This is a genomic window from Rheinheimera marina (assembly GCF_042654345.1).
Lineage (GTDB): Bacteria > Pseudomonadota > Gammaproteobacteria > Enterobacterales > Alteromonadaceae > Pararheinheimera > Pararheinheimera marina.
In genome coordinates this window covers 149174-166464 of record NZ_JBHSGB010000005.1, presented here as the reverse complement: position 1 = coordinate 166464, position 17291 = coordinate 149174, and the positions used below count along the sequence as shown (strand labels likewise).

Genomic DNA, 17291 nt, shown 5'->3' with positions numbered 1-17291 from the left:
TCAGCCCCTTTTGCCTTTGTTAATTTGTTCAATAATGCTCAGCAGCTGCTGCTGCACGTTGTCTGCCGAATCGCCCAAAAATGAGCGGGCCGGTACTGGAATTTCCCAGCTTTGTTTTGGGTCTTTACCGCGCAGCTTGCGCAGGATCAAACTGGCCTGGTCTTGGTTCATCAGGCCTTGGGTTTCATTCACTGTGGCTTTGCGGTAGCGCTTGCTTTTGGCTTTTCGCACCTTAAACCCGGCAGCCACCAGCGCTTTGGCAGCGCCCCGGCTGCATGGCGCATCGTAATTGGTCGATTTACGGTGAATTCGCACCATGTGGCCGGCGGTCATGGTTTCGTTGCCGCCTTCCTGATGCAGGGCCGCCACGCGGCCTACAGCAGGCGATTTGTGTTTCAGTTCTAACCTGTCGCCGTTTTTTACAAAGGGTTCCAGCGTTTTAGCCATGCGCTGCAATAGTCGGTTTTTTTTGCCTTTCTTAGGCTTTTTACGTTCAGCAAATGGCGCACCGCTCACATCGGTTTGGGTGCGAATGCGCTGCACGGCCAGGCGTTTTTCATAGCGGCCCAGCGTTTTGAAAATGCGGGTCCGTTTGTTTTTTGGCAGGGCCAGTAACGTCAGTTGCATTTTCAGGCTGAGTGCCTGCTCTTTGTTCGGGGTAATGACCAGTTGCGGGGCGCTCATGCGTCACCGCCTGTTTGCACCTGCACGTCCACCGTTTCGGCCACGTTCACTGGCACCAGTGCCACGCGGTAGCGGTTGCCCATAAACAACACGGGGCCGCTGGCGTCTGGTATTAAATCCACGTCGTCCAACAGTTCAATTTCAACCAACACCAACACGCTGTCTGCGCTGTTCGGGTCAATATCCAGCGTGGGATCGCTCAGGCCGAATTGGTCACGCGGCCATCCGCTGTCGTGTAAAAACGCTGCCAGCATGGCCAGCAGGTTGTACGGATTCACTTTTTTGTGTGGGAACTTCTCAAAGGCAATCACCGCGTTGTGTTTCCACTTAGCAATGCGATAGCCGCCGTCGCCTAAATCTTCAGAGCTGATGATCAGTTGGCCGTTCTCTTGCCAGGCGTCAATTTGGTTGGCTTTCACAAAAGGGGTTAAGCCTGCCAGTAAAAATTCGGTGACTTGCTGCAGCTGGGTTTTGGTCTGGCTCATAGGGTATGCACTCCGGCACGGCCTTGGCCTAACTGCAGACGGATTGCGCGGTTAGATTGGGCTAAAATGGCGTCCTGCTGTGCGCTGTCCTGCGCTTTGTTGTTGCCGGCTTCCTTTTGGTCCACGGCAGAAAAATACCCCAGCAAATCGGCATGGGAACGGGCATACACCGCGCCCCGGTAAATACTGATTTGCTGCTCACTGAATTCAGGAGCGAGGTTTGCACCCAGGGTAAAAGTGACGTCCTTGTCAGCGCTTGCCAGTTTCAAAAACTCGGTAATCTGCAGCTGTATTTCCGCTACGCTGCGGTTGAGTGAGTCGGCAATTACCGCCTCTTCAAAAAATTCAGGAATGCGGCGGTGCTGGCGAAATTCGCCGGTAGACAGTTCTGGCCAGCCGCTGGCGGCGTCGATAACAACGCTTGCCTGTGCTGGTGACTCAAAACCAAAACCGCTCATTGCACTGCCTCACTCACTCGTTAATAGGTTCAGTGCGGTTAACGTCACTGCGGTTTTAACAGTCGCCTGTTAGCCGCTCGGTTAGCGCACTGGAGGGTTGGAGCCTTTAACCTGTCCCCGCCTCTATCGCCCTTAAACGCATGGCAATTTTGGCTCGGACTGTTTTTACCTGTGCGTGTTGGTAAAGCTCGGCAGCCTTTTCCAGCAGCCGATCGGCTTCTTTTAGCCGCTCTACGTCACCCACATGGCTTGGTGTTACTTCACCGGTCGCGCTGCGAATCAGCTGCAGCCCGGCGAATTTGTAAAACTTGCTGCTAACCGGTTCTGGCAGCTTCCACTGTGCCTTTACTTGGTTAAACACCCTGCTGAAATACGGCTCTACGCTGTGGCCCAGTTCGGCCTGCTGTTCAGCCCAATCAAACACGGTGTCTGCCACAAAGCCTGGCCATTTACGCTTAATGGCCCCAGCCATTGGCTGGCCCAGCTCTATGGCTTTAAAGGCCATATCAATGCCTTTTCCCAGTTCGCCCACATCAAACAGCCACACTACGCACCAGGCGAAAATCGGGTGGTCGTTCAGCCTGCCTTTTGGCTGGCTGGCAGCCTTCAGGTAGTCGTCCACTATCGGCAACCACTTGGGCAGTAACACGTCCCGTTTGTGGGCTATTTTGTCGCTGCGCCTGTCCAGGTCTTTCAGGCGCTTTAAATCGTTGTCCAGCTCAATCAGTTGCAGGTGCAGGCTGGGTGCATACTCAGCGCTGCCGGTCTGCCTTACTTTTTCGAGTTGACGTTCTGCTTGCCTGCTTTCGCGCCAGGCGAGGATTTTTGCCCCGCCGACGGCTTTTTTAACTCTGCAGTGGCTTCCTTCAGCTCGGCCGTGGCATCACCAATAGCCTGCGCTGTGTCAGCCAGTTCGTCCGCTGCACCTGCCACTTGACCAGCTGCATCATTCACCTGATCGGCTGCGCCTTCCACCTCAGCAGCGGCTTGCTGCAGTTCAGTGCTGGCCTGTTCAGCGGGTTGCTGTGGCTGCGCCTTTTCGCGGCGCTCAGCGTCACGGCGTTTTTTAAAGTTGGCAATGGCACCCATGGGCATTCCTTCTTTTTGCTCTGGCTTACCGGGTGCTTTCACACCCGGCGTTCAATCTTTTTTGGTTATGGCGCTGGAGCCGGACCAATGTTCATGGCCGATTCGTCCACCGCTGCATAGGCTTCGTAGTCTTCCACTGCGTAGCCTTCATAACGCCAGTATTTGTCTTCCCAGCGTTTGCGGTCTTCCACGTTTTCTGATTTGCGCGAACGGGTGCCTTTTTGCGTGTAGCAGTGCAGGTTTGACAGCAGTGTTACCACCAGGCGTTTACCTGGGAAAAACGGCGGCGTATACGCCCGCAGGCCGCCAATGGATTTATCCATTTGCGAGGCTGCCACGCGCTCTGTGGGTTTGTCGGCTTGGTTCATCAGCTTGATTTGTGCTGCGGCTACCAGGTCGCTACCCACCAGCACCACTAAGCGCGGGTCGTTGCGCAGCTGCTCTGGAATAAGCGTTAAGCGCAGCTCAGTCACAATGGCATCCAGCGTTTTGTATTCACCGTCGGCCAGCTCGCCAGTAGCGTCCGGGTTAAAGTAAATGTCGTCGGTCATGATCTGATCCGGCGCGTTGGTGGTGACCAACTGGTGCCAGCCGATATTCACGTCCTGACCTAACGGGTTGGCGTCTGGGTCGGTGTTGGCAGCGGCTGAGGTGCCGTTAAAACCAACGCGCAGAATGTCCAGGGCAAAACGCTGCGTCGCGTTTTCGCTCATAAGCTTCATAAACTGCTGTTCGGTGCCCGCATTGGCCCATACGGCCAGCGTGCCCCAGTCTACATAGGCACAGGAATCGGTTTCGCGTAACTCGTATTGGTTACCGTCCACGCCCTGGCCGCTGGTAAAACGGGCACCGGCTTTACGGCCTGTGGCAATGCCGGTATTCCCGACGCTGACCACCTGGCCTTTAATTTGGTCCACGTCCAGCGTGGTGATCATGCGTAAAAACTCGGATGAATCCAGCAAGGCGGCTTTCAGGCGGGTTTCCATCGGGCCTGTGACAGCAAACTGTTCACTGGTGTTTTCTACTTCATAGGCTTTTGCCAGTTGTGCGCTGTACGCCTTAATACATGCTGTGGCTAATTTCGTCAGGTTCATGTGTTGTTCTCGCTGCTAATTTTTGACGGTGGTTTAAGCTGACTGGCAGCGATTAAACGACGGCGTAGGCTTGGCCCTGGCCTGCCTTGTCCGGTTCCTGGCCTGCGGTTTCACCGGCCAGCTTTTTAAACTGCGTGTCCATGCCATCCACTTTGGCAGTCAGGCTGGTGATGGATTGCGTCAGCTGGCTGAACTGCTCAGCGGTAATGGCGGCCTGTTTTTCTTCTGGCTTGTCGGCTGGCTTTTCTTTGCCAGTATCTGCGCCTGTGTCGGCACCTGTACTGGCGACGGCTTCAGGCTTTTTGCTGAATTCATTTACTTTGCCTTCCAGCTCACCGACTTTTTTGTCAATGCCGTCAATTTTGCCCATCAGGGCCGCGAACTGTTCTTTATCCATGGGGTTTACCTCGGGTTTGTCGGTTGCCGGTTCTGGCGTTTTGAATTTGTTTAAAAGGTTCTGCAGAGCGGCAAACAGGCCGTTTTCCTTGGCTTGTCCTTCGGTGGTTTCTTCTTTGATGAAATCGGTGCTTAACAGCGCTTCCAGTTGGCTGACTTCAACGTCATGGCTACGCTCACCCACGCTGAACTTCAGCCGTGTGGTGCCAGTGGATGCTGGTGAATCGGTGACAGCCAGGCCAGTTAAATAGGCTTTGCCTGTGCCTTTGTAGTCTGGGTCTGGCTCAATGGACATAAACAGCTTTTGGCCGTCTTTGTTGGCAGCCAGCAGGTAATCGTTGCCGGTGAGTTTGGCGAACAGCCGTAACGCGCCATCTACCACGGCGGCTTTTAGTTCGTCTACCGTGCCCCAGTTTTTGCCTTCAAACGGCCCCCAGGTGCTGCGGAAATGCTCAGGCCAGATCAGCGCCGTGTATTCAGATGCCGAATAGGTGTCGGCCATATCCTGGATCCACTGCTTTGAAATAATGCGCTTGTCGATGGTGGCGCCTTCTGTGGCCACAATGACCCAACCTGTTTGCTTTGGCATGTACCCGCTCTGTCTTAAAACTGCCGATTTGCGAACAGCTTAAGCCCATGGCAACGGGTTATCACGGCGTGAATTTCTGGTGAGTTCCGATTTTTTGATATTCGGAATAGTTTGGAAAATATCTTTGTTTATGCCATTTGTGCAGGCCATACACTGGGGCCAGTGTAATCAACCTTCCGGCAATTTTCTGTATTTATGGCCTACTCCCCAGAGCTTCGAGAAGCGGCAAAACGTCTGTATTTAAAACGCTGGACCCCAGACGAGATCCGCGACGACCTGGCCCTGCCCAACGCCCGTATTATTTACCACTGGGCCGACAAATACGGCTGGCGTGACCTGCTGCGGGAAGAAGAAATAGACGAAGCCATTGCCCGGCGCATTGTGCTGTTAACCGACATACCGGACAAATCCCAGAACCAGATTAAAGAACTTGACATGCTGATCGGCAAGCACGTTCAGCTGAAAAAACAGCGCATTGAAGCCATGCACCGCGAAGCCATTGCGGCCGCTGGTGGCGGCGATACCCAGCCCGCCGGCAAACGTTCCGCCGCTGGCCATGCAGCAGACGATAAAGACGGCAAGCCACGCAAAGGCCGGAAAAAGAAAAACGATGTTAGCCACTTGACCGCAGAAGATTTTGCCGTGTGGCACGACACGCTGTTTGGCTACCAGAAAACCATGCACGCGAATTTGCACCAACGCATACGCGACATACTCAAAAGCCGCCAAATTGGTGCCACCTATTATTTTGCCGGTGAAGCCTTTGAACAGGCCACACTGACCGGCGACCCGCAGATATTCCTTTCCGCCAGCCGCAGCCAGGCCGAAGTATTCCGCAGCTACATTATTGCCATTGCTCAGCAGTTTTTTGAAATTGAGCTGTCCGGCAACCCAATTGTGCTGCACACCGCGCATGGTGACGCTGAACTGAGGTTTTTAAGTACCAACAGCAAAACGGCGCAGAGTTACCACGGCCATGTGTACATTGACGAGTATTTCTGGATAGGTAAGTTTGACGAGCTGAACAAGCTGGCCAGTGCCATGGCTACCCACAAAAAATGGCGGAAAACCTACTTTTCAACCCCCAGCACCAAGGCACACCCGGCGTATTCGTTCTGGACCGGCGACCACTGGCGCCAGGGCAAACCAGAGCGGGAAAACATAGAGTTCCCCAGTTTTGACGCACTGCGCGACGGCGGCCGTTTATGCCCGGATAAGCAATGGCGCTTTGTGGTGACCATTGAAGACGCCATAGCAGGCGGCTGTGAACTGTTCGACCTGGACGAGCTGCGCGACGAATACAACGCCGACGATTTTGCCAACCTGTTTATGTGCGTATTTGTGGATGATGCGCTCAGCATATTCAAATTCACCGACCTGGAGCGCTGCATGGTGGATTCTGCCCACTGGCAGGACCACAAACCAGCAGCGCCCCGGCCCTTTGGTAACCGCGAGGTGTGGCTGGGCTACGACCCCAGCCGTACCCGCGACAACGCCACGCTGGTGGTGGTGGCACCGCCCGCCAACAGCGGCGAGAAATTCCGTATTCTGGAGAAACACTACTGGCGCGGCCTGAACTTTAGCCACCATGTGGCCGAAATTCAGAAAATTTATGCAAAGTATCGCGTTACCTACATTGGCGTGGACACCACCGGCATTGGCGCTGGGGTGTTCGACTCCCTGACCACGCTTTACCCCCGCGAGGCGACCGCCATTCATTACAGCGTGGGCAGTAAAACCAGGCTGGTGTTAAAAATGGTGGAGGTGATCGAGGGCGGCCGCATTGAGTGGGACGCCAGCCACAAAGACATTGCCATGAGCTGCCTGGCGATTCGCCGCACCATGACCGACAGCGGCGGTGCCATGACCTTTAAAGCCAGCCGCGACCAAACTACCGGCCATGCCGACGTATTTTTTGCCACGGCTCACGCCGTGATCAACGAACCTTTAACCCATCAACACCAGAGAAAATCATCATGGGCCATCCAGCACTAACCACCACCGAAGAAACAGCCGGCACTAAAGCCACTGCCAGCACTGTTGTATTCAGCCTGCCTGAAGCCGTGATGCCCAAAACCTGGCTGACCGATTACGACTCGTTGTATTTCAACGAGTACCACGAGTACTGGGAACCACCTATTGACCGGCAGCTGCTGGCCAACCTGCCGCGCAAAAACGCCCAGCACGGTGGTATTTTGCAAAGCCGCGCCAATATGGCGGCGGCCCGTTACCAGTCGGGCGGCATGAGTGCGCAAGAAGTGGGCGCGGCCTTTTTGAACCTGATCCAGTTTGGTGACGTGCCACTGTTGAAAATACGCAACGGCTTTGGCCAGGTGCTGCGGCTGTTCCCGCTGCCTGCGTATCGGTGCCGCGTTACCGCTGACGGTGGCTGTGCGGTGCTGGAGCGCGACAACCAGATCCGCCGCTACAAGCCCAAGGACATTATCTGGCTGCAAATTTACGACCCGGTGCAGCAGGTGTACGGTTGCCCTGATTACCTGGGCGGCCTGCAGTCGGCCATGCTGAGTGAAGACGCTACGCTGTTCCGGCGCAAGTACTACATTAATGGCGCCCACATGGGTTTTATCATGTACGCCACCGACCCGAATCTGGACCCGACAACAGAGGCTGAACTGAAACAAAAAATTCAGGACAGCAAAGGCGTGGGCAACTTCCGGTCGCTGTTTGTGAATATTCCCAACGGCAAAGAAAAAGGCATTCAAATTATTCCGGTTGGTAACTTTGAAAGCAAAGACGAGTTTGCCAGCGTGAAGTCGGTCAGCGCCCAGGACGTCTTTAACGCCCACCGGTTCCCTGCTGGTTTGGGCGGCATGATCCCGGTGAACACCGCTGGCCTTGGCGACCCGACCAAATACGACACGGTGTATTTTAAAAGCGAAACCCGCCCGCTGATTAACATTATGGTGGACGCAGTGGCGCGTGACGCTGAGGTGTCAAAGCACCTGAAACTGGTGTTTGATTTAACGACGGGTGAGGCGAAGCCTCAGTAATGCGTTATGCGTGGAGCTGCCAGCTTAACGCATAAGCAAAAGGCCGGATTTCCGGCCTTTGTTTTAATTCATAAACGCTGAAACATCCACATGCAACAACAGCCAGTTGTCACAGTCTTGGTAATCGGCGAGCTGCCTGTAAGTTAGCTTGCCTGAATCCCTTAACTCAGCCACTGGAAATCCGTCTTCCTTCATGGTTTCCAGCATTAACTGAATAGCTTCGGTTGCCATGGCTGCAATGTCGTTTTCAGTATCGGCGGCACTGTAGCAGCGGTACGACCCTATGCACAGCGCTGGCACCACCAGGCTATAGGCCTCTGTGTCGTCGTTTGGTGTCTCAATACCCACTGAAAAATACATAAGTCACCTAATTTAATTAAGCCGTAGCTTTAGTGCGTTGCCAGCCATTCTTTCAGGGCGTTGTTCATGCGGGTTTGCCAGCCTTTGCCTGTGGCCTTAAAGGCGTTCACTACATCGGCATCAAACCGGATAGTGGTAGACACTTTCGGGTTTTCCGACACTGGGCGGCCGCCCTTATTCAGTTGTTTCAGCTGTTCAAACAAATGGGCTGGCAGCACTTCGGCGGCTGGCCGGAACTGGTCTAATTCTTTGTCGGTCAGGTCTTCACGTAACTCACCATCTTCGGTGGTCAGTGGTCTATTTGCTGTTGCCATACTTTTGCACCTCTCTTTTGTTCGCTTTGCGAAAGCTGATCACTCGGATGCCATCAGCTGTGAATGTGAATACCAGTGCATGAACACGGCCATGCAACAGGCCCAGCGCTGAATAACGGTCCTCACCGTAGTTTTTACGGTCGTCTTTACTGATCAGTGCGGTTGAAAATTCAAAGTCTACGGCGTTGGCAAAGGATAACTGGCGCTCATTGATGTTTTTGGCGTTCTTTGCTTCGTCGTAGGTTACTTTCACTTTTGCTTCCTGCTGGTTTATTTCAATAGGGTTATTGTAGTTACAACAACCCTATTGTGCAAGCGCTCAAACAGATATTTTTCCCTGTCGCATATAGGCGCACAGGCCCAGCATGGCGGTTTCTTTTATGAGTTGTCCTACCACTTCCAGCTGTTCTGGTGTGAGTGGTTCGGCGCGGCCTTGCAGTAAGGTGCCCAGCATATCAATGGCGGTAAGGCTTTGTTCTAAGGCGCTGCCCGCCTGTTGTGGTGTGGCGCTGCTTGGGTCGAGCAATAAGGCTTCGGCAATAGTTGAATTGTTCATGGTTTAGCTCTCACTTTGGGTTGAATACCCGCCGCGACAGTGTCCAAGCTGAGGCGACGGACTAGACAGGGTTGGACAACCAGTACACGAGAGCAAACTGGCGCACCTTGCGGTGCCCCTATCTAGCCCGTCTAAAAATGGGCAATAGATAGCAGTAACAAAAAAACCGCTGAGCGCGGTTTATGCTCTCTCGTCTTTTCAGGTGTCCAGCCTGGCTGGCAATGTGGCCAGCAACACGAGCATAGACCGGGCGGTGTGGTGATGTCAATTTTCCTTTAATGGAGTTGTCAGGGGTGGCCTAAAAATTGAGCTCGCGCTGCAACTGCGCCCGCTGCGTTGGCGATAATGCCCTGGCTAAAGCCGCCACCACTTCGGTGGCGCTTTTGGCCGACGGGCTCAGCGTGTGGCTAAATGACACATTCACCACAAAGGTGTGGCCACACTCAGGATCAGTGCAGCTGCAATACAGGTTTGCCACGCCTACGGTGATCCGGTCTGTTTTGCCGATGACGGCTTTTTTATGGCACACGGTACACAGTATTCGCATGGCGACGACCTCATTTTTTCCAGTTGAACAGTTAAAACTACTCAGTTAACTGATTTTTTCCGGCGTTTTTTAAATGCCGCCAGTCCAGCTCTTTTATTTTTTCCACCGTGGCGGCCACGGCTTGCAGCTTGGCCAGCGCCCGCTTCAGGTTGGAATGGCTCAGGCCGTTCAGGTTTGCGGCTGTGGCGTCTGACAACCCTGTCACCAGGTAGTCGGCCAGCGCGGTTTTTACGTCGTCGCTGGTAATTTTGGTGAGGGCCAGCAGCAGGTTTAGCCGTTCTGCGGTTTCACCGCCTTGCGTCAGGTAATTCATGGGGCCGCCCTGGGTTTACCCGACGCGCTGCCGCCGCGCATTTTGACAATGTAATTGACCCGGCCGCTTGGGTGCGGCGGGTCTGGTAGTTGTTCCAGGCTGCCGTGGCGTAGTTTCCAGCGCTGGCCGCTAATTACCACCGTATAGCCACGGTTCAAAAGGGCCATGGCCTCGGCGTCAATGCCGTGTAAATCGGCTTTGGCTGGCGGCGTTGGGTGCGGCAAACCTGTAGCTGCCCCATTTTTTCCGGTATTCGGGCCGTTTTGACCGTGGGATGGCCCGAAAGCTGGGGGCGTACAGTTAATGCCACAAGTCCAAGACTTGTCGGCTGCGCCGACTTTTTGCGCCTTTCGGCGCATGACCCACTTGTGAGGCCGGGTGCAAACCGTGATCCCGCAAACCGCTAACCCCTTCACCCGCTTGGTGGCTTCGCCGTAGGCGTTGCCATATGGTGTGTACTCATACTGCAGATCCGTTCTGATGGTTTTCATGGCGCGGATAAAATCAATAAAGTTGTTGCTGTCGGCCGCTGCCCGCAGCTTTTCAACCTCGTGCATGTGTTCGTCGGCAAAGGCTTCGCGCACCCGGCGGATTTCGCGGTAGGCGGTGATAGGGTCGCAGCCCTGAAACTGAAACTGCCGAATGCACCACACGCTGGACCATGTTTTCACGTTGCACACGCCCTGGCCCAGTGTTTTTCCGGTTTCCTTGTCGATAAGATCCGCCACTTCGTGGCCGTTAATGTTTTTACTGATGTACTTGGCAATGTAGGCAGCGGCGCTGCCGCGGCTTGGGTCGATAAATTCCGCGTCAAAGCGCGGCTGAAATGGCATGTAGAACTTGCGTGGCTCGGCCACTTTGTAGCCGTTGTGTTTGGCTAATCCCCAGCGCTGCCGCGCCTTGCGCCATTTTTTGCGCAGCGCTTTGCGGTTTTTAAACCGCAGCATTAGCTCGTCTAAATCTTCACGGCAAAAGTATCGGCGGATGATCCGGCACATGGTGCGAATGTCGGCCGGGTGCGTAAACAGCAGCATGTGCCAATGCGGCGCGCCGTCTTTATGCGGTTCTGCTACCCGAACACCAAAATAATGAAAGCCGCAGCGGTTTAACGTGCTGCGGGCCTTTGCCCATACGTCTACCAAATAGTTTTGGGTGTCGCGTGGTGTGCTGCCGTCCCACTTCGGGCTGCTGGGGTGCATCCGTGACGGCGCGGTCAGGGTTAAAAATACCGGCACAAAGCCCAGTTCGTCGGCGTGTTCCTCAATGCCGCGAATGCGTTTCATCAGTTCCGCCCTGGCGTTTTCTGGGTTGGCTACGGACGCTTCAATGGCGTTAATCAGTGCCAGTTCGTCGCCTGCTTCGTTAATCAGCAACAACGATTCCGCCCAGCGGCGCTGGGCTTCTTTGTCGCGGACAAACTCAGAAACTGCTTTGCTGCTGGCGTATGGGCTGGTTTCCCGCCCTACTTTTCCCACCAGTATTTCCAGCGTTTCCAGGTGCTGCTTGCGCAGCTTTAGCAGCTTGCGAGTCCACCACTTTTCGCACTTCAGGCGCAGCAAGGCGCATTCCATGGTTTCTGGCACCTGATAATCGGCCAGCGGTGGCTGAATGTGCGGCATACGCAGCAGGCTGAGTTCGCGCACCCTGTCATAGGTGGCCACCAGCGACACGTCGAAATCTTCGTTTTCGAACTCTTCGGCCACTTCGCACATATCCGAATAACACTGGCTGGCCAGTTGCTGGGCCAGTTCGCGGGTGCGCTCTTTGGTGTTGATCACTTTGGCCGGTATTTTCCAGCCTTGCAGGTAGGCCATTTTGCGGCTGTACTGCTGCCGCTTTTTGGTGGCTGCCTTGCGAAAGGCTTTGTTGTTTTCAACGGTTGGTTCGTTTCTGGCCGCATTGGCCAACGGCAACAGGGGCGCCGTAAACGAATGAGGCAACCCCCGAAGCATGTTGGTAACAAAGCGTTCCTGATCACGCTGTAAGGAATGGTTCAAGTGCATGGTTATTGGCCGCTCAGCTCTATAGGCCAGCCGACCCAGCTTTTGCAGCTGCGCTGCTCTTGCAGGCGGCCGTCAATTACGCGGCGTGATACCAGTTCTTCTGCGCAGTACTCTGCGCTGGTAGTGTGGTGGTTTGGTGCTACCACCGAACTGGCGGCGGCACCGGCAACGCCTGCAACCAGGCAGACGGCGAAAAAGGCGGCTCGTTTCATTGTGCCACCTCCAACAAAACCAACGGGGCTTGTGGCTGTAGCAGTTCTAAGTGCCAGTCGTCGTTCTCGTGGTACTCCACGCAAAGCAGTTCCCCCTGCTGTTCGTCTATTACGCAGTCTTCTGGATCCACAATTTCGCCAAATATCAGCTTGGCTTCACCGTTGCCTAATACCTGCCCAACCACTACGCACTGACGGCCCACTAAGGCGGCCACGGTGTGAAGGTTTACAGCCTCTTGGGCTGTCATGGTGCTGCCTGTAATCATGCTGCTTTACCCCCATGCTTAAACGTGGTTTGTACTGGCGGTGCGAACTGTTCCAGCAGGTGGCGCTGGTCTTGGCGCAGGCACATGGTTATTTCTTCGTCGGTGTTTACAACGGTTTCGGCGGTGCCGTCTTCGTCTTGCCACTGGAACTGAAATGCAGCGCTTTCTGCCTCTGGGTCGATGCGGCCCAGCTGTACGGTGCCAATGCGCTCATGCACTACGCCGCCGGCATAGCCTACGGGGGCAATGACGATGATTGCGGCTAACTGGTTTTTCAGCACGGCCACGGCATGGCCTGCTGCTACGCGGTAATTAATGAAACTCATGCTGCCTGCTCCTGTGGCTGAAACGCTGCGAGTAATTCCAGGGCTTTGCCCCGGTTCTCTGTGTCTTGCGAAATGCTGCGCTGCACTTCAAACGACTGGAATTCAGCCCCTTGGTACAAAGCGCGGGTTAAGCCGGTGTCGTGGTTGCTAATAACCACCGGCACTTTGCATTTGTGGGCCAAATGCGCCAGATAACGCTGCTCTACCAGGCCAAAGCCTTCCTCTGAATAGGCGGTAAAGTTGGCGGTGGAACTGACTGGCACATAAGGCGGATCGCAATACACAACGCTGTCACTGGGCAGGTTGCTGAATGCCTTTTCAAAGCCACGGCAGTGCAGCTCGGCACGGCTTAGCTTGTCGGCAAAACACAGCAGTTCTGCGGTTGGAAAATACGGGGCTTTGTACTTGCCAAAGGCCACGTTGAATTGGCCGCTTTTGTTGTAACGGCACAGGCCGTTAAAGCAGTGGCGGTTTAAGTACACAAACAGCATGGCTTTTTCGTACAGGTCGGCGGTGGTGTTAAACCGCTGCTTTAACTGCCGAAACGCGGCATCCGTGTTGTTAGCTGCAACAAACAGCGCTGAGGCGTCTTTTACAAAGGCCATTGGCTGCTGTTGCAACTGGGTGAAGGTGTTGATCAGGTCTGGATTAATGTCACTCAGTATGTAGTGTTCATAATCCGTGTTTAAAAACACCGACCCGGCACCTACAAATGGCTCCACCAATACGCGGGCTTTTGGCAGTGTGGCGCTGATGCGCTCGGCCAGTTTGGCCTTACCGCCTGCCCATTTTAAGAATGGTTTGTTCATGCCTGCCCCCGCTTAGCTGCTGGCAGCTCAATAACCGGCTGCCATGAAAAATGCGGGTACTGGCCGACCAGCTGAAACCCGGTGCCAGCGTGGGCTTGTGGCATTTGTGGTATTGCATCCACACAGGTGGCGCAGTAGCAGCGGTAACCGCCAGCGTTGTCTTCGGTCAGCAACACGCCGCAGCCTGGGCATTCCACGTTAAAAGAGCCAATCATAATGTCAGCTCCCCTGTCTGGTACTGCTGCGCCCGCTGCAACATGACTGTTGCCAGTTTGGCGTTGTACTCCCTCACCTTTTCGATGGCGGTCATGCTGCCACCCCCTGCACTTTCCGTTCGCGCTGGCGGTTGTTTTTAATGATCTGTTCTGACTGAAAACAGCCGCAGCTGGTGGTATTGCCCCAGCGCAGGTTGCTGGACCGCACTTTTTTGGTGTTGCCACAGCTGCAACGGCAGTTCATTACCCGCTCACCCGCCGTGCCATCACGCCGCTTGGTTGTGTGGCTGTATGAAATAACGGTCAGCCGGCCAAAAACTTCGCCGCCTTGCAGTGTATTGTGTCTGGGTTTGCTCATGCGGGTAACCTCCGGCCTGCTATCAGGCGTTGCAGGTGGCTGATGCGTTCGGCGCTAATGCGGCTGAACACCGCTTTATGGGTCGGGCGCACCAAAAAAGCGGCTTTCATTGGCACTGTGGCGGCTTGCAGTTGCTGCGCCCTGGCCGCTGGCGGCAGCATTTCTACGCCAGCCAGCAGCAGGCGCTGCACAAATAACATGGTTTGGGCTGTGGGTTGTACGGTGCGAATGGCTCTCATGCGGCACCGCCCTGGCCCATACGGGTGCAGTAGGCTTGGTAACCCTGGCTAAAACTCTTCGCATAGGTCATAAATCCGGCCATGTCAGACGACGGGCCGTCATAATCCACAGCCTCCATATAGCCAGTGGTGTACCCTTCAATAAAATGGTCGGCGGCCTCTTGCCCTACGCCCATTTCGGCCACGTACACGGCAGCGGCTTGGCTGGCATGCCGTGTTAAATCTGAATTTTCTAGCTGGTTATCCCACCAATCGGTTTTTCCCATGTGCCAGGCTTGGGCAAACACAAAGCCACGTACAAAGCCGTGCAGGCAGTGGTAATACACGCTTTTGGTGGTTGGTTTTGGCATGGCGGCCAATTCTTTCAGTACAGCGCTCAGGCTGTTTTCAAATGCAGACAGGCTCATAACGGCAACCCCATCAGACGGTTAGGCAAACGTGGTGTAACTGCAACAGGCGCAGGTTTGCGAAACTTGGCTTTAATTCGGTCCAGGTGTGTGGCGTTGCGCTGGGCTTGTTCGGGGCTTATTGCATTGTGCAGGGCGCAGCCCTTAATGCTGGTAATGGCGTTTTGAATACTTAACAACGCCTCTGGGTTGTTGCTGGCCTGGGTGGCCAATTCATTCAAAGCGTTTAAGGCGTTCTGGATTGAAGCCTTCAGATTGGGTTCATTTTCGGAAAGTACTGTATATCCATACATGGGCGCTGTCATAGGACGCTCCTAAATTTCAGGTTGTTTGACCTCCCAGCCCTACCCCTACAGTAGGTCGGGCTAAGCCAGCCGGAAACTTAGGAACCAACTGGCCGCCCGTAGGGAATTTGCGCAGAAGTTTGGGCTTGGTTTTGTTCTTGGGGGAACGCCAGGCGGCAGAACTGGAGCGCGAACAGATGTTAGCCAACAGCCGTTTAAAATTAAACAGCTGTTGGTTAGTTGCTGGCTGTTAGCTATGAGCCTAGAATTCACAGTGACATTTGTTCTTGGGGGAACGAAAAATGAAAACCGTTGATTATCTTGATGCGGTGAAAGCCGCGTATTTATTGGCTACGGATTACCAGCTGACTAAAAAACTTGGTGAAAGCACAGCTAGGATTAGTCAATACAGGAAAACTGACCGCGTAATGGATGATGACCTCGCCATAAAAATCGCCTACCTACTCGACCAAAACCCTTTAGCGGTGCTGGCTGACGCCCATATCGAGCGCGAATCAAAACGCGGCAATGAAACAATGGTAATTTTTTGGGAAGAGGTTAGAAAAAGCGGCCAGATGGACACGAAAGTGCTGTCTCAGATGGTGGCTTAAGGTGCTTTTTTGGGCGGCCTGCACCGGATCAAACTGTTCAACGGTCACCGCCCCACTTCCGCTAATGCCCTGTATTTACGCGCTTTCCCAGTGAATCACCGTTAAACTAATTTCCATTATGTTAAATTAGATGCTGCAGTTTTATCGGCAACACCCAAATACCAGCCCTACTGCGTATTAGTTTGTTTGCAGCAATTGCCTGGCGATATCTGTCATTGTGCAGTTTTGGCTCATCGCTTGCTGTTGCAGTAATTTGTGTGCGGCGGGTTCTGTGATGTTCTGGTGCTGCATCAACCACATCTTTGCGCGTTGTTGGACGCGGTGTTCTTCTGCTTTGGTTTTCACCTGGGCAAGCTCAGCCTGAATTCTGTTGATATGGGACGCTTGCTCGTTGAGTAGCTGATATAAGAATGAAAAGCCGGCTGGCTCTAGCCTGTGCTGTTCAATGGATGCATCGCCATACAAGCCTGGCATTGCCGGGTCAAACAACACACTGTGGATCAGCGTTTTGTCATGCTGTGTTGGCAGGTTTAATTTGTGCTGATACTGGTCAAGCTGCTGTTTTGCTTCGATAAGTTTGCTTGCTGCCTGCCGCTGTAATTGCCCGGTAATTTCGTTTTGCAACAGCTGCATTTGGTCCATACGTTCGGTGGCCAGTTGATACCAAATATCTGCAATTGCCGGCACAGTGCAATTCTGGTCGGTAAATTGTTGCAGCATTAAACGCAGCTGCGTCAGGTCTTTACTGCCTTGGCTGCCTTCCTGAGCGTGCCACTGCTGTGCTAATTCAGCGGTGGCTGACTGCAGCAGTTGCTCGGTGGTCTGGCGCTGCGCTGTGTCCAGCTCACTTAGCCGTTCCCGTAAATCTGCGCTGAAATCGCCTTTGGCAAAGCCAATGCTGCCCCAGGCTCGTTCTTGTCCGGCCAGTTCTTTTAACCGCATTAAATGCTGCAGAACCACCAATAATCGGCAAATCTCAGCATCGCTGGCAATATCTGCCGCTTCAGATACCACAGTCTGCCAGCTGTGGATTAAGCGGCTGAACGCTTGGGTGGAAGCCAAAGTACTTATTTTTTGCAGGCTGATTTGCTCGCGAAGCGCTGCCAAATCATCCATCGCCAGTAGTGCCATCGAAACTGAACTAAGCAACCTGCTGCTATTGCGGGCATCGGATTTATGCAGGTAATGTTGCTGTAGCCTTTGCCTGAGGCTCTGCTCCTGCAGCGTGACAGCGACCAACTGGGCTTGCCGCTCCTTGCCGAACAATGCTGAACCTGAAGCCAGATACAGATTACTCATCCCCCGTTCGCGTTGTAGCTGATGCACCAGTTCACTGACCAGACTCACCAGCTCGCAATTGGCACCGAGCTGTTGCAAAACCTTTATTTCCGCCTGTTTTGCAGCCAGCAAAAACTGAAAAGTGTCCGAATTAATCATGCGGCCCTGCCCTAAATGCCCTTATTGGACGCGAAGCAATGGCCGTTCCAGTTTTTTCAGCTGGCAAGCAGGCCGCATTATTATTGAGTAAACGTCGAATAAGCGTTTGTTGAATGCATTGCAGCGGTCAATTCTGGTGCAATTCTGCACAGAACTGGCTCAAACCCAGTGAATACAGATCCAGTTATTGGGTGTGCAATTGGTTAATACATAAATAAAACAGTGGCT

27 protein-coding genes are annotated in these 17291 nt (G+C 53.9%); 3 read left to right on the top strand and 24 right to left on the bottom strand.

Features of this window, described 5'->3' with window-relative positions:
- From ACFO3I_RS04930 to ACFO3I_RS04900, 7 genes are all read right to left on the bottom strand, one after another.
- Complete coding sequence (locus ACFO3I_RS04930) at positions 1-684, bottom strand: phage virion morphogenesis family protein (protein WP_377332232.1); 684 nt, start codon at positions 682-684, stop codon at positions 1-3.
- The gene (locus ACFO3I_RS04925) at positions 681-1169 is read right to left on the bottom strand and encodes a phage tail protein (RefSeq protein WP_377332231.1); all 489 of its coding nucleotides are present in this window, start codon (positions 1167-1169) and stop codon (positions 681-683) included. The genes ACFO3I_RS04930 and ACFO3I_RS04925 overlap by 4 nt, the downstream gene beginning before the upstream one ends.
- Positions 1166-1627: a head completion/stabilization protein gene (locus ACFO3I_RS04920; RefSeq protein ID WP_377332229.1), complete on the bottom strand. Its 462-nt coding sequence runs from the start codon at positions 1625-1627 to the stop codon at positions 1166-1168. Before ACFO3I_RS04920 ends, ACFO3I_RS04925 begins: the two co-directional genes overlap by 4 nt.
- A 106-nt stretch (positions 1628-1733) precedes the next feature.
- Positions 1734-2345, bottom strand: coding sequence for a phage terminase small subunit (gpM, locus tag ACFO3I_RS04915; protein ID WP_377332518.1), 612 nt, complete (start codon positions 2343-2345; stop codon positions 1734-1736).
- A gap of 53 nt (positions 2346-2398) precedes the next feature.
- A complete protein-coding gene (locus ACFO3I_RS04910) occupies positions 2399-2716 on the bottom strand; it encodes a hypothetical protein (protein ID WP_377332227.1) in 318 nt (105 codons plus the stop codon).
- 65 nt (positions 2717-2781) lie between these two features.
- Complete coding sequence (locus ACFO3I_RS04905; RefSeq protein WP_377332225.1) at positions 2782-3810, bottom strand: phage major capsid protein, P2 family; 1029 nt, start codon at positions 3808-3810, stop codon at positions 2782-2784.
- 52 nt (positions 3811-3862) lie between these two features.
- Complete coding sequence (locus ACFO3I_RS04900; protein ID WP_377332223.1) at positions 3863-4795, bottom strand: GPO family capsid scaffolding protein; 933 nt, start codon at positions 4793-4795, stop codon at positions 3863-3865.
- A gap of 195 nt (positions 4796-4990) precedes the next feature.
- Between ACFO3I_RS04900 and ACFO3I_RS04895 the strand changes: the two genes are divergently transcribed.
- Positions 4991-6790, top strand: coding sequence for a terminase large subunit domain-containing protein (locus ACFO3I_RS04895; RefSeq protein WP_377332221.1), 1800 nt, complete (start codon positions 4991-4993; stop codon positions 6788-6790).
- Positions 6772-7806: a phage portal protein gene (locus ACFO3I_RS04890; protein WP_377332219.1), complete on the top strand. Its 1035-nt coding sequence runs from the start codon at positions 6772-6774 to the stop codon at positions 7804-7806. Before ACFO3I_RS04895 ends, ACFO3I_RS04890 begins: the two co-directional genes overlap by 19 nt.
- Positions 7807-7869: 63 nt before the next feature.
- Here the strand turns inward: ACFO3I_RS04890 and ACFO3I_RS04885 are convergent, their stop codons facing one another.
- From ACFO3I_RS04885 to ACFO3I_RS04810, 16 genes are all read right to left on the bottom strand, one after another.
- A complete protein-coding gene (locus ACFO3I_RS04885; protein ID WP_377332217.1) occupies positions 7870-8166 on the bottom strand; it encodes a type II toxin-antitoxin system HicB family antitoxin in 297 nt (98 codons plus the stop codon).
- Positions 8167-8195: 29 nt separating this feature from the next.
- On the bottom strand, positions 8196-8480 hold the full coding sequence (locus ACFO3I_RS04880; protein WP_377332216.1) for a BrnA antitoxin family protein: 285 nt from the start codon (positions 8478-8480) through the stop codon (positions 8196-8198).
- Positions 8464-8733: a BrnT family toxin gene (locus ACFO3I_RS04875; protein WP_377332215.1), complete on the bottom strand. Its 270-nt coding sequence runs from the start codon at positions 8731-8733 to the stop codon at positions 8464-8466. Before ACFO3I_RS04875 ends, ACFO3I_RS04880 begins: the two co-directional genes overlap by 17 nt.
- 66 nt (positions 8734-8799) lie before the next feature.
- Positions 8800-9036, bottom strand: coding sequence for a hypothetical protein (locus ACFO3I_RS04870; protein WP_377332214.1), 237 nt, complete (start codon positions 9034-9036; stop codon positions 8800-8802).
- 298 nt (positions 9037-9334) lie between these two features.
- Positions 9335-9583, bottom strand: coding sequence for an ogr/Delta-like zinc finger family protein (locus ACFO3I_RS04865; protein ID WP_377332212.1), 249 nt, complete (start codon positions 9581-9583; stop codon positions 9335-9337).
- Positions 9584-9620: 37 nt separating this feature from the next.
- On the bottom strand, positions 9621-9896 hold the full coding sequence (locus ACFO3I_RS04860; protein ID WP_377332211.1) for a PapB/FocB family fimbrial expression transcriptional regulator: 276 nt from the start codon (positions 9894-9896) through the stop codon (positions 9621-9623).
- A complete protein-coding gene (locus tag ACFO3I_RS04855; RefSeq protein WP_377332209.1) occupies positions 9893-11899 on the bottom strand; it encodes a replication endonuclease in 2007 nt (668 codons plus the stop codon). Before ACFO3I_RS04855 ends, ACFO3I_RS04860 begins: the two co-directional genes overlap by 4 nt.
- 2 nt (positions 11900-11901) lie before the next feature.
- Positions 11902-12111 carry a hypothetical protein gene (locus tag ACFO3I_RS04850; RefSeq protein WP_377332207.1) on the bottom strand — a complete coding sequence of 70 codons (210 nt, stop codon included), beginning with the start codon at positions 12109-12111 and terminating at the stop codon, positions 11902-11904.
- Entirely contained in the window at positions 12108-12359 is a 252-nt protein-coding gene (locus ACFO3I_RS04845) for a hypothetical protein (RefSeq protein WP_377332206.1), read from the bottom strand. The genes ACFO3I_RS04850 and ACFO3I_RS04845 overlap by 4 nt, the downstream gene beginning before the upstream one ends.
- A gap of 14 nt (positions 12360-12373) precedes the next feature.
- Positions 12374-12703, bottom strand: a complete 330-nt coding sequence (locus ACFO3I_RS04840) for a hypothetical protein (RefSeq protein WP_377332205.1) — start codon at positions 12701-12703, stop codon at positions 12374-12376.
- Positions 12700-13512, bottom strand: a complete 813-nt coding sequence (locus tag ACFO3I_RS04835; RefSeq protein ID WP_377332204.1) for a Dam family site-specific DNA-(adenine-N6)-methyltransferase — start codon at positions 13510-13512, stop codon at positions 12700-12702. Before ACFO3I_RS04835 ends, ACFO3I_RS04840 begins: the two co-directional genes overlap by 4 nt.
- Entirely contained in the window at positions 13509-13727 is a 219-nt protein-coding gene (locus tag ACFO3I_RS04830; protein WP_377332203.1) for a hypothetical protein, read from the bottom strand. Before ACFO3I_RS04830 ends, ACFO3I_RS04835 begins: the two co-directional genes overlap by 4 nt.
- Positions 13728-13818: 91 nt before the next feature.
- Positions 13819-14085, bottom strand: a complete 267-nt coding sequence (locus ACFO3I_RS04825; RefSeq protein ID WP_377332201.1) for a hypothetical protein — start codon at positions 14083-14085, stop codon at positions 13819-13821.
- On the bottom strand, positions 14082-14324 hold the full coding sequence (locus tag ACFO3I_RS04820; RefSeq protein WP_377332200.1) for a hypothetical protein: 243 nt from the start codon (positions 14322-14324) through the stop codon (positions 14082-14084). The genes ACFO3I_RS04825 and ACFO3I_RS04820 overlap by 4 nt, the downstream gene beginning before the upstream one ends.
- Positions 14321-14731 (bottom strand): hypothetical protein, encoded by a 411-nt coding sequence (locus ACFO3I_RS04815; protein WP_377332198.1) that lies wholly within the window; start codon positions 14729-14731, stop codon positions 14321-14323. Before ACFO3I_RS04815 ends, ACFO3I_RS04820 begins: the two co-directional genes overlap by 4 nt.
- Positions 14728-15036, bottom strand: a complete 309-nt coding sequence (locus ACFO3I_RS04810) for a hypothetical protein (protein ID WP_377332196.1) — start codon at positions 15034-15036, stop codon at positions 14728-14730. The genes ACFO3I_RS04815 and ACFO3I_RS04810 overlap by 4 nt, the downstream gene beginning before the upstream one ends.
- Before the next feature lie 281 nt (positions 15037-15317).
- Between ACFO3I_RS04810 and ACFO3I_RS04805 the strand changes: the two genes are divergently transcribed.
- On the top strand, positions 15318-15626 hold the full coding sequence (locus tag ACFO3I_RS04805) for a hypothetical protein (protein WP_377332194.1): 309 nt from the start codon (positions 15318-15320) through the stop codon (positions 15624-15626).
- A gap of 177 nt (positions 15627-15803) precedes the next feature.
- Here ACFO3I_RS04805 and ACFO3I_RS04800 read toward each other — a convergent pair whose 3' ends face one another.
- Positions 15804-17063 carry a nitrate- and nitrite sensing domain-containing protein gene (locus ACFO3I_RS04800; protein WP_377332192.1) on the bottom strand — a complete coding sequence of 420 codons (1260 nt, stop codon included), beginning with the start codon at positions 17061-17063 and terminating at the stop codon, positions 15804-15806.
- Positions 17064-17291: the final 228 nt, after the last annotated feature.

Excerpts from the sequence above, each read along its gene's own strand:
- ACFO3I_RS04930 (WP_377332232.1), bottom strand. The coding sequence starts at position 684 with ATGAGCGCCCCGCAACTGGTCATTACCCCGAACAAAGAGCAGGCACTC.
- ACFO3I_RS04925 (WP_377332231.1), bottom strand. The coding sequence starts at position 1,169 with ATGAGCCAGACCAAAACCCAGCTGCAGCAAGTCACCGAATTTTTACTG.
- ACFO3I_RS04920 (WP_377332229.1), bottom strand. The coding sequence starts at position 1,627 with ATGAGCGGTTTTGGTTTTGAGTCACCAGCACAGGCAAGCGTTGTTATC.
- ACFO3I_RS04910 (WP_377332227.1), bottom strand. The coding sequence starts at position 2,716 with ATGGGTGCCATTGCCAACTTTAAAAAACGCCGTGACGCTGAGCGCCGC.
- ACFO3I_RS04905 (WP_377332225.1), bottom strand. The coding sequence starts at position 3,810 with ATGAACCTGACGAAATTAGCCACAGCATGTATTAAGGCGTACAGCGCA.
- ACFO3I_RS04900 (WP_377332223.1), bottom strand. The coding sequence starts at position 4,795 with ATGCCAAAGCAAACAGGTTGGGTCATTGTGGCCACAGAAGGCGCCACC.
- ACFO3I_RS04895 (WP_377332221.1), top strand. The coding sequence starts at position 4,991 with ATGGCCTACTCCCCAGAGCTTCGAGAAGCGGCAAAACGTCTGTATTTA.
- ACFO3I_RS04890 (WP_377332219.1), top strand. The coding sequence starts at position 6,772 with ATGGGCCATCCAGCACTAACCACCACCGAAGAAACAGCCGGCACTAAA.
- ACFO3I_RS04885 (WP_377332217.1), bottom strand. The coding sequence starts at position 8,166 with ATGTATTTTTCAGTGGGTATTGAGACACCAAACGACGACACAGAGGCC.
- ACFO3I_RS04880 (WP_377332216.1), bottom strand. The coding sequence starts at position 8,480 with ATGGCAACAGCAAATAGACCACTGACCACCGAAGATGGTGAGTTACGT.
- ACFO3I_RS04870 (WP_377332214.1), bottom strand. The coding sequence starts at position 9,036 with ATGAACAATTCAACTATTGCCGAAGCCTTATTGCTCGACCCAAGCAGC.
- ACFO3I_RS04865 (WP_377332212.1), bottom strand. The coding sequence starts at position 9,583 with ATGCGAATACTGTGTACCGTGTGCCATAAAAAAGCCGTCATCGGCAAA.
- ACFO3I_RS04860 (WP_377332211.1), bottom strand. The coding sequence starts at position 9,896 with ATGAATTACCTGACGCAAGGCGGTGAAACCGCAGAACGGCTAAACCTG.
- ACFO3I_RS04855 (WP_377332209.1), bottom strand. The coding sequence starts at position 11,899 with ATGCACTTGAACCATTCCTTACAGCGTGATCAGGAACGCTTTGTTACC.
- ACFO3I_RS04850 (WP_377332207.1), bottom strand. The coding sequence starts at position 12,111 with ATGAAACGAGCCGCCTTTTTCGCCGTCTGCCTGGTTGCAGGCGTTGCC.
- ACFO3I_RS04845 (WP_377332206.1), bottom strand. The coding sequence starts at position 12,359 with ATGACAGCCCAAGAGGCTGTAAACCTTCACACCGTGGCCGCCTTAGTG.
- ACFO3I_RS04840 (WP_377332205.1), bottom strand. The coding sequence starts at position 12,703 with ATGAGTTTCATTAATTACCGCGTAGCAGCAGGCCATGCCGTGGCCGTG.
- ACFO3I_RS04835 (WP_377332204.1), bottom strand. The coding sequence starts at position 13,512 with ATGAACAAACCATTCTTAAAATGGGCAGGCGGTAAGGCCAAACTGGCC.
- ACFO3I_RS04830 (WP_377332203.1), bottom strand. The coding sequence starts at position 13,727 with ATGATTGGCTCTTTTAACGTGGAATGCCCAGGCTGCGGCGTGTTGCTG.
- ACFO3I_RS04825 (WP_377332201.1), bottom strand. The coding sequence starts at position 14,085 with ATGAGCAAACCCAGACACAATACACTGCAAGGCGGCGAAGTTTTTGGC.
- ACFO3I_RS04820 (WP_377332200.1), bottom strand. The coding sequence starts at position 14,324 with ATGAGAGCCATTCGCACCGTACAACCCACAGCCCAAACCATGTTATTT.
- ACFO3I_RS04815 (WP_377332198.1), bottom strand. The coding sequence starts at position 14,731 with ATGAGCCTGTCTGCATTTGAAAACAGCCTGAGCGCTGTACTGAAAGAA.
- ACFO3I_RS04810 (WP_377332196.1), bottom strand. The coding sequence starts at position 15,036 with ATGACAGCGCCCATGTATGGATATACAGTACTTTCCGAAAATGAACCC.
- ACFO3I_RS04805 (WP_377332194.1), top strand. The coding sequence starts at position 15,318 with ATGAAAACCGTTGATTATCTTGATGCGGTGAAAGCCGCGTATTTATTG.
- ACFO3I_RS04800 (WP_377332192.1), bottom strand. The coding sequence starts at position 17,063 with ATGATTAATTCGGACACTTTTCAGTTTTTGCTGGCTGCAAAACAGGCG.